This window comes from Agromyces binzhouensis, from assembly GCF_004135055.1.
In the GTDB taxonomy this organism is placed as follows: Bacteria; Actinomycetota; Actinomycetes; order Actinomycetales; family Microbacteriaceae; genus Agromyces; species Agromyces binzhouensis.
On record NZ_SDPL01000113.1, the window covers coordinates 1 to 8,051 of the forward strand.

The 8,051-nt window shown below is 72.9% G+C and carries 7 protein-coding genes; 3 read left to right on the forward strand and 4 right to left on the reverse strand.

Features of this window, described 5'->3' with window-relative positions; all coding sequences use genetic code 11:
- Nucleotides 1-921, reverse strand: a 921-nt coding sequence (locus tag ESO86_RS07585; RefSeq protein ID WP_422836483.1) for a PD-(D/E)XK nuclease family protein, incomplete at its 3' end; no start/stop codon positions are given.
- A gap of 115 nt (nt 922-1,036) precedes the next feature.
- Nucleotides 1,037-1,666, reverse strand: coding sequence for a TetR/AcrR family transcriptional regulator (locus ESO86_RS07590; RefSeq protein ID WP_129234356.1), 630 nt, complete (start codon nt 1,664-1,666; stop codon nt 1,037-1,039).
- Between the two features lie 101 nt (nt 1,667-1,767).
- On the opposite strand from ESO86_RS07590, the gene ESO86_RS07595 reads away from it, so the two are divergent.
- From ESO86_RS07595 to ESO86_RS07605, 3 genes are read left to right on the forward strand one after another with little or no spacing between them, the layout of a single operon-like run.
- Nucleotides 1,768-3,327: a purine-cytosine permease family protein gene (locus ESO86_RS07595; RefSeq protein ID WP_129234357.1), complete on the forward strand. Its 1,560-nt coding sequence runs from the start codon at nt 1,768-1,770 to the stop codon at nt 3,325-3,327.
- Nucleotides 3,324-4,373: an agmatine deiminase family protein gene (locus ESO86_RS07600; protein ID WP_129234358.1), complete on the forward strand. Its 1,050-nt coding sequence runs from the start codon at nt 3,324-3,326 to the stop codon at nt 4,371-4,373. Before ESO86_RS07595 ends, ESO86_RS07600 begins: the two co-directional genes overlap by 4 nt.
- On the forward strand, nt 4,370-6,136 hold the full coding sequence (locus ESO86_RS07605; protein WP_242492261.1) for an amidase: 1,767 nt from the start codon (nt 4,370-4,372) through the stop codon (nt 6,134-6,136). The genes ESO86_RS07600 and ESO86_RS07605 overlap by 4 nt, the downstream gene beginning before the upstream one ends.
- 36 nt (nt 6,137-6,172) lie before the next feature.
- Here the strand turns inward: ESO86_RS07605 and ESO86_RS07610 are convergent, their stop codons facing one another.
- The gene (locus ESO86_RS07610; RefSeq protein ID WP_129234359.1) at nt 6,173-6,736 is read right to left on the reverse strand and encodes a hypothetical protein; all 564 of its coding nucleotides are present in this window, start codon (nt 6,734-6,736) and stop codon (nt 6,173-6,175) included.
- Nucleotides 6,737-7,028: 292 nt separating this feature from the next.
- The coding region (locus ESO86_RS07615) for a molybdopterin-dependent oxidoreductase (protein ID WP_165307478.1) at nt 7,029-8,051 on the reverse strand (1,023 nt) is incomplete at its 5' end.

Sequence of the window (8,051 nt, forward strand, 5' to 3'; positions counted from 1 at the left end):
CGGCGGATCGTCGGGCGAGCGGTCGCCCGACGCCTCGGCGGCGAGGGCCTGGGCCTCGGCGGCGAGCTGCAGCCGGGCCTGCACCCGCAGGCCCTCGAGCGTGGCATCGAGCACGCCGTCGACGGGCCCGGCGGATGCCGCGAGCTCGTCGATCGTGGTGATGCCGGCCGCATGGAAGTGCGCGCGCTGCGTGATGCGGAGCCCGGCGACGAGCAGGAGGTCTCGGTTCGCCTGCACCTCGAGGTCGCACGTCGGGCATCGCCCGTCGAGCGCGTAGCGCGGGTCGCCCCACGCGACCGGCCCGTCGTCGGCGAGCCGCTCCTCGACGATCTGCCGCAGCCGGTCGCGGCGGAGGAGGAACACCGGCTCGATGTCCTCCAGCCGGTGCGAACTGGTCGTGCCGTCGCCGAGCAGCAGCTCGACGGTGTCGGCCCTCGGGATGCCGATGCGGTCGAGCTGCGCCGCATAGGCGGCGAGCTGCAGGAGCGCCGTCACCCGCGCACGCCGGGCGAGCTTGGAGTCCTGGACGAGGTACCGCCCGTCGGGCTGTCGCACGATGAAGTCGGCGAAGCCGACGAACCCGTCGTCGACGAAGGTGGCCTGGAACACCACGGGTGCGCCCGACTCGAACGCCGCATGGGTCGCCGCGACGGCGGCCTCGAGCTGCTCGGGGTCGCGCAGGTCGGGTCGCGCGATCTCGACGACGCCGTCGCCGAACTCGTCGCGATAGCGCTCGAGGACGCGCAACTCGTGTGCGTCGCCCATGCGACCGGCGCGCTCGAGCATGGCATCGGCGACCGGCTCGAACAGCGTCTCGCGCCCGAGCTTCACGTCGAGCTCGCGCAGGAACGCGAACTCGCAGTCGGACGCCTTCTTGAGGTCGCTCGCGCTCGTGACCACCGTGCCGTCGGCCAGGTACATCGGGCTCCCTCCGCCGTCGTCGTGGTGCCCACGCTAGCGGCGGCATCCGACATCGCGGCCGGCGCGGCGTAGGTGCGGCCTCCGACGACGGAGGCGAGCTCCGGCACGCGCGTGGTCAGTCCGGGACGGCCAGCGCGCCATGCTGGAGGCCGAGCATGCCCTCGACGGCCCCGTGGATCAGCGACCCGCGCTCGCTCGCGTCGCCCCAGCGCACGAGCGCCTGCGCGTTGAGCCCGTCGACCATGCCGAGGATCTGCCAGGCCGCGGCGTCGACATCCGGTGCGCGGAACCCGGCGCGATCGACGCCCTCCTCGATGATCCGGCGGAGGAGGGCCTGCCAGTCGTCCATCTGCGTCCGGACGGATGCCGCGAGCGCGTCGTTGCGACGGCCGAGCGCCCAGGCCTCGACCCAGACGATCGTGACGTCGTCGCGTGTGCCGTCGAGCAGCGTGTCGAGCAGGGTGCCGAGGCGCTCGGTGGGTCCGGGGAGGGCCGCGAGGAGGCCGGAGAGTTCGTCGAGCTCCTCTGCGACGATGTGCGCGAAGGTGTCCGCCACCAGCGCGTCCATGCTCGGCTGGTAGTGCGCCACGAGCGCCGGTGCGACGCCCGCACGTGCGGCGATGGCGCGCAGGGTGACCGCCGTGAGGCCCTGTTCGAGCGCGACGAGGCGCGCGGCCTCGACGATCTCGGCGGATCGCTCTGCGGGGCTCTTGCGCGCGGCGCGGGTGCGGACGGGTGTTGACATCGTGCTGCCAGTCTAGGTAATCTCCCACCTTATTGATCGCATGATCAATATATCGATCCGCTCGATCGAACATCCCGCCGTCGAACGATGAGGTTCCGCACATGAGCATCCAGACCCCGGAGGAGATCCGCGCCGCCGACGCCGCGACGTCCTCCGCAGCGCCCGCCGCGACCGCGGCATCCGTTCCCGCCCCCGCGACCGACCGCGTCGGCCACGTCGAGCAGCACGGCACCGAGCACGTCCCCGCCTCCGAGCGCCACGGCCGTCCGTCCAGCCTGTTCTGGGTCTGGATGTCGGCGAACGTCGGCTACCTCTACTTCGTCGTCGGCGGCGTGCTGATGCTCCTCGGCCTCCCGCTCTGGGAGGCGCTCGCGATCACCGTCGTCGGCAACCTCTGGTGGGCGCTCGTCGGATGGCTCGCGGTCAGCGGTCCCGCCTCGGGCTCGCCGAGCGTCGCGATCATGCGGGCGTTCTTCGGCATCCGGGGCAACAAGGTCTTCGGCGCCGGGCTCGGCGTGCTCATCGGGCTCTTCTACGAGGTCATCAACGTCGCGTTCGCGACGCTCGGCGCGATCGCGCTGCTCGCCCACTTCGGGATCGGCCTGCCGGCCGGCGGCGAGTGGATCGTCCTCGCCGTGATCGGCGTGCTCAGCTTCGTGATCGGCGTCTACGGCCACGCGACGATCCTCGCCCTCGCACCGTGGTTCTCGGCGGCGCTGGCCGTCGTGTTCGTCGTGCTCGCAGTCTTCGTGTTCGGTGCGGCCGACTGGGCGTACACCGCCGAACCGCTGCCCGTCGCCGACCACTGGGCGCTCGTCATGCTCGGCTTCGCGATCGTCGCCTCGAGCCCGCTCTCCTGGGGCATCGGCGCCGACTACGCCCGGTACCTGCCGGCGGACGTCTCGAAGAAGGCCGTCGCCTGGTACACGGCCCTCGGCGGCTTCGTGCCCGCCCTGCTCATCGGCGCGCTCGGCGTCATCGCCGGCACCGCCATCGACATGACCGATCCCGAGCTCACGATCGGCGAGATCGTGCCCGCGTGGTTCACGCCGCTATTCCTCGGCATGATCGTCCTCTCGAGCATCACCAACAACGTGCTCGTCGCGTACTCGACCGGCTTCTACGCGCAGGCGCTCGCCGAGCGCATCTCGCGACCCGCGACCACGATCGTCACCGGGATCGTCGCGACCGCGGCGGCCGGCTGGGTCCTCTTCCTCAGCCCGAGCTTCCTCGATGCGCTGAGCGCCTCGCTCGAGCTGTCGGTCACGGTGTTCGGCCCGCTCGTCTCGATCTACGCGATCGACATCGTGCTCCGTCGCAACCGCTACCGCGGCGCCGACCTCGACGACACGCGGAAGGGCAGCCCGTTCTGGTACCGCGGCGGCTGGTTCCTCCCCGGCGTCGTCGCCATGGTCGGCGCGATGACGGTCGCCGTGCTCTCGGCCAACACGACGCTCTACGTCGGTCCGATCTCGGCCGCCCTCGGCGGCGCCGACCTCTCCGCGCTCGTGGGGCCCGTGCTCGCCGCCGGCATCTACGCGATCCTGTGGCTGACCACCGACCCGTACCGCGATCCCGCGAAGCGGCCGGGCGCGGCATCCGCTGCCATGATCGAGACGGATGCCGCGGCATCCGCCCGCACCGAAGGAGTCGACGCATGAGCTGGCGCATGCCCGCCGAGACCGCACCGCACGAGCGCACCTGGATGGCGTTCCCCCGCGAGGGGATCACGCTCGGCGCCGAGGCGTCCGAGCGCGAGGAGGGCTATGCGGCCTGGACCGCCGTCGCCCACGCCGTGGCCGAGTTCGAGCCGGTCACGATGGTCGTCGACCCCACCGAGCTCGGCCGCGCGCGCCGGATGCTCGGCTCGCACGTCGACATCGTGGAGGCCCCGCTCGACGAGTTCTGGATGCGGGACTTCGGCCCGACCTTCGTGCTCGACGACGAGCGCCCCGGAGTGCTCGGCGCGGTCGACTGGGTCTTCAACGGCTGGGGCGCGCCCGAGTGGGCCGAGTGGAAGGTCTCGGCCGAGATCGCCCGCTTCGCTGCCGCGCACGTCGGCGCCGAGCTCGTGAGCTCCGTTCTCGTGAACGAGGGCGGCGGCATCCACGTCGACGGCGAGGGCACCGTGCTGCTGACCGAGACCGTGCAGCTCGACCCGCGCCGGAACCCCTACGCCGACCGGGCGCGCATCGAGGCTGAGATGGCCCGCACCATCGGCGCCACCAAGGCCATCTGGCTCCCGCGCGGCCTCACGCGCGACTACGACGACTTCGGCACGAACGGCCACGTCGACATCGTCGCGACGATCACCTCGCCCGGACGCGTGCTCCTGCACCACCAGGCCGATCCGGCGCACCCCGACTTCGAGGTCACGCGCGCGCTGCGCGCGCAGCTCGAGGGCGAGACGGATGCCGCGGGCCGAGCGCTCGAGGTCGTCGACCTGCCCGCGCCCGCGACCCTCCGCGACGAGGAGGGGTTCGTCGACTGGAGCTACGTCAACCACCTCGTGGTGAACGACGGCGTCGTGGCGTGCGGATTCGGCGAGCCCGAGGCCGACGAGCGCGCCGCGACGATCCTCGCCGACGCGTACCCCGGCCGGAGGGTCGTCACGGTCGACGCGCGCCCGATCTTCGCGCGCGGCGGCGGCATCCACTGCATCACCCAGCAGCAGCCCGCGCTGCCGAACGAGGAGACGGAGCGATGATGAGCGACACCCGCACCGAGTCCCGCACCGACACCGGCTTCGACGTCGTCGAGGCCCCGATCGCCGACCTGCGCGCCGCGCTCGAGGCCGGCCGCACGACCGCGGTCGAGCTCGTCGAGGCGTACCTCGCGCGCATCGACGCCTATGACGGGCCCGACACCGAGACGGCGCTGAACGCCGTCGTCGTCCGCAACCCCGACGCGCTCGAGGAGGCGCGCGCCTCCGACGAGCGCCGGGCGCGCGGCGAGGTGCTCGGGCCGCTCGACGGGATCCCGTACACCGCGAAGGACTCCTACCTCGTGAAGGGGCTCACTGCGGCATCCGGTTCGCCGGCGTTCGCCGACCTCGTCGCGCAGCGCGACGCGTTCACGATCGAGCGGCTGCGCGGCTCCGGCGCGATCTGCCTGGGCCTGACCAACATGCCGCCCATGGCGAACGGCGGCATGCAGCGCGGGGTCTACGGCCGCGCAGAGAGCCCCTACAACGCGGAGTTCCTCACGGCCGCGTTCGGCTCGGGCTCGTCCAACGGGTCGGGCACCGCGACGGCGTCGTCGTTCGCGGCGTTCGGCCTCGGCGAGGAGACGTGGTCGTCGGGCCGCGCGCCCGCCTCGAACAACGCGCTCTGCGCGTACACGCCCTCGCGCGGCGTCATCTCGACGCGCGGCAACTGGCCGCTCGTCCCGACCATGGACGTCGTGGTGCCGCAGACGCGCACGATGGCCGACCTGCTCGAGGTGCTCGACGTGATCGTCGCCGACGACGCCGAGACCCGCGGCGACTTCTGGCGCGCGCAGCCGTGGATCGAGCTGCCCGCGGCATCCGCCGTCCGGCCCGCCTCGTACCCGGCCCTGGCGACGGATGCCGCCGGAGGCAGCCCCGCGCTCGCAGGCACGCGCATCGGCGTGCCGCGCATGTACGTGAACGCCGACCCCGATGCCGGCACGGCTGCGCCCGGGGAGTCCGTGGGCATCGGCGGCGCGACCGGGCAGCGCATCGAGACCCGCGCGTCGGTGATCGAGCTCTGGGAGGCGGCGCGCCGCGACCTGGAGGCGGCCGGCGCCGAGGTCGTGCTCGTCGACTTCCCGGCCGTGACGAACTACGAGGGCGACCGCCCGGGCGCGCCGACGATCGCGACCCGGGGGCTCGTCTCGCCGGAGTTCCTGAAGCGCGAGATCGTGGACCTCTCGGCCTGGGGCTGGGAGGACTTCCTGCGGGCCAACGGCGACCCGGCGCTCTCGTCGCTCGCCGACGTGGACGGCGCGCGCATCTTCCCGCGCCCCGAGGGAGCGCTGCCCGACCGGTACACCGGCTTCGACGACGACATCGCCGAGTACCCCGGCTGGGTGCGCGCGCACCCCGACGCGACGTGGGACGACATGCCCGAGCTCGAGGAGGGGCTCCGCGGCCTCGAGGAGACCCGCCGTGTCGACCTCGAGCAGTGGATGGACGAGCTCGGCCTCGACGCGGTCGCGTTCCCGGCGGTCGCCGACGTGGGTCCGGCCGACATGGACGTGAACCCGGCATCCGCCGACCTCGGCTGGCGCAACGGCGTCTGGGTCGCCAACGGCAACCTCGTGCCCCGGCACCTGGGCATCCCGACCGTGACGGTGCCGATGGGGCTCATGGCCGACATCCGGATGCCGGTCGGCCTCACGTTCGCCGGTCGCGCGTACGACGACACCGCCCTGCTTCGCCTCGCCGCCGCGTTCGAGGCGCTCGCACCACGCCGCACCGAACCGCCCCGCACGCCGCGCCTCGGCTGAGCCGTCGGGCCCCCACCGCCCCGGTCCCGGGGCGGGTCAGAGGGGGCGCGACTGCTCGAGGGCCCTGCGGAGGCGGGGCTTGTCGAAGAGCCGGAGCATGGTCGTCGAGATCACCTCCACGCGGAGGCCGAGGAGTTGCGACGCGACACGCGAGAGGTCCCACGCGGCCTGCCCGCCCTCGACGATGTCGGTCTCCGCGAGGAGCACGAGTCCCGCCTCGCCGGGCGCCGCGGGCGCGGTGTCGAGGAGCCGGATGCCGCCCGCCCCGTGCGTCGCGAACGCACGCACGAGCTCGGTGCGCCGAAGGGCGAGTCGCTGCAGCGGCGCCAGGTCGAGGACGGTCGGCCGAGCGCTCGCCCGGGTATCGCCGGTGCCGTGGTCGCCGGGCGCCCCGTGCTCGCCGCCACCGTCCTCCGGGCCGAACTCGCCTTCACCGCTTCCGCCGCTCGTGGCCGGAGCTGCCAGGTATCGATCACGCTGCTCGGAGTACTCGGCGACCGCGATCGCAACGACGGCCTTCTTCGTGGTGCGCAGGAAGTACGCGAGCTCCGAGACCGTCCGATCGGTCGCCGCATCGACCTTGATCGGCTTCTCGTTCATGGCGTTCCGGTCCGAGCCCGGGTCCTCGTCATCGTCATGGTCACCTTCGTGGTCGTGGTCGTGGTCGGTGGTTGCGGTCGTGCGCGCGGTCTCTCCTGGGTCTCGCGCGGGACGGACGACGTCGTCTCCGGACTCGGTACCGAAGTACCGAAGTACCGAAGTACCGAAGTACCGGGCTCCGCGGGACAGGGACAGCCTGCGCCGCGGCTCGACGTCGGGCCGGCGCGCAGCGGAGCCACGTGGAGCGTGACGGCGTCGCCCGAGCAGTGGAGGAGGAGACGGCGCGAGGTCGTCAGCGGACGTCGAAGGTGCGCTCGTGGTGGCCGGTCGCACCGTCGGGGGCGACCGGGGCGCTCTCGGCCGTCTGGACCTCGCCGTCGGCGGAGATCGCCCGGACCCGGATCGTGTGGCGACCGGGCGCGGCATCCCATTCGTACCGCCACTGCACCCAGGTGTCGGCCGAGATCGCGGTGGCGAGGGTCGCGGGCTGCCAGGGGCCGTCGTCGACCCGGACCTCGACCGCCGAGACGCCCGTGTGCTGCAGCCACGCGACACCGGCGACGACGACCGTGCCCGCCTCGACGGACTGGCCCGCGCGCGGCACGTCGATGCGCGACGAGAGCTTGATCGGGCCGCGCTCGCTCCAGCCACGATCCGACCAGTACGCGCGGTCGCGATCGAACCTGGTGACCTCGAGCTCGGTCACCCACTTGGTCGCCGACACGTAGCCGTACAGGCCGGGCACGACCATCCGCACCGGGAAGCCGTGCTCGACCGGCAGCGGATCACCGTTCATGCCCACCGCGAGGACCGCCTCGCGGGCCGGGTCGGTGAGCGCCTCGAGCGGCGTCGACGCCGTGAACCCGTCGATGCTCCGCGAGAGCACCATGTCGGCGTCCGCGGTCGGGGCGGCCCGCGCGAGCAGTTCGCGGATCGGGTAGCCCAGCCACACAGCCGTGCCGATGAGCTCGCCGCCGACCTCGTTCGACACGCACGCGAGCGTCGTCACGCTCTCGCCGAGCGGCAAGGCGAGCAGCTCGTCCCAGGTGAGCTCGAGCTCCCGGTCGACCATGCCGTGGATCCGCAGCCGCCACTGCGCCGGATCGACCTGCGGCACGTTCAACGCGGTGTCGATGCGATAGAACTCGCCGTTCGGCGTGATGACCGGCGCCAGCCCGTCGATGCCGAGCTCGGCGGATGCCGGAACCGAGGCCGTCGTCGCGGGCGCGGGGAGCCGGAGCGCCTCGCGGACCGTGCTCACGGCCCGCGACCCGGCCGACAGCGCGGTCGAGGCGATCGCGGCGAGGACGCCGAC

Coding starts and splice junctions, on each gene's coding strand:
- ESO86_RS07610 (WP_129234359.1), bottom strand. CDS start 6,736: ATGAACGAGAAGCCGATCAAGGTCGATGCGGCGACCGATCGGACGGTC.
- ESO86_RS07605 (WP_242492261.1), top strand. CDS start 4,370: ATGATGAGCGACACCCGCACCGAGTCCCGCACCGACACCGGCTTCGAC.
- ESO86_RS07600 (WP_129234358.1), top strand. CDS start 3,324: ATGAGCTGGCGCATGCCCGCCGAGACCGCACCGCACGAGCGCACCTGG.
- ESO86_RS07595 (WP_129234357.1), top strand. CDS start 1,768: ATGAGCATCCAGACCCCGGAGGAGATCCGCGCCGCCGACGCCGCGACG.
- ESO86_RS07590 (WP_129234356.1), bottom strand. CDS start 1,666: ATGTCAACACCCGTCCGCACCCGCGCCGCGCGCAAGAGCCCCGCAGAG.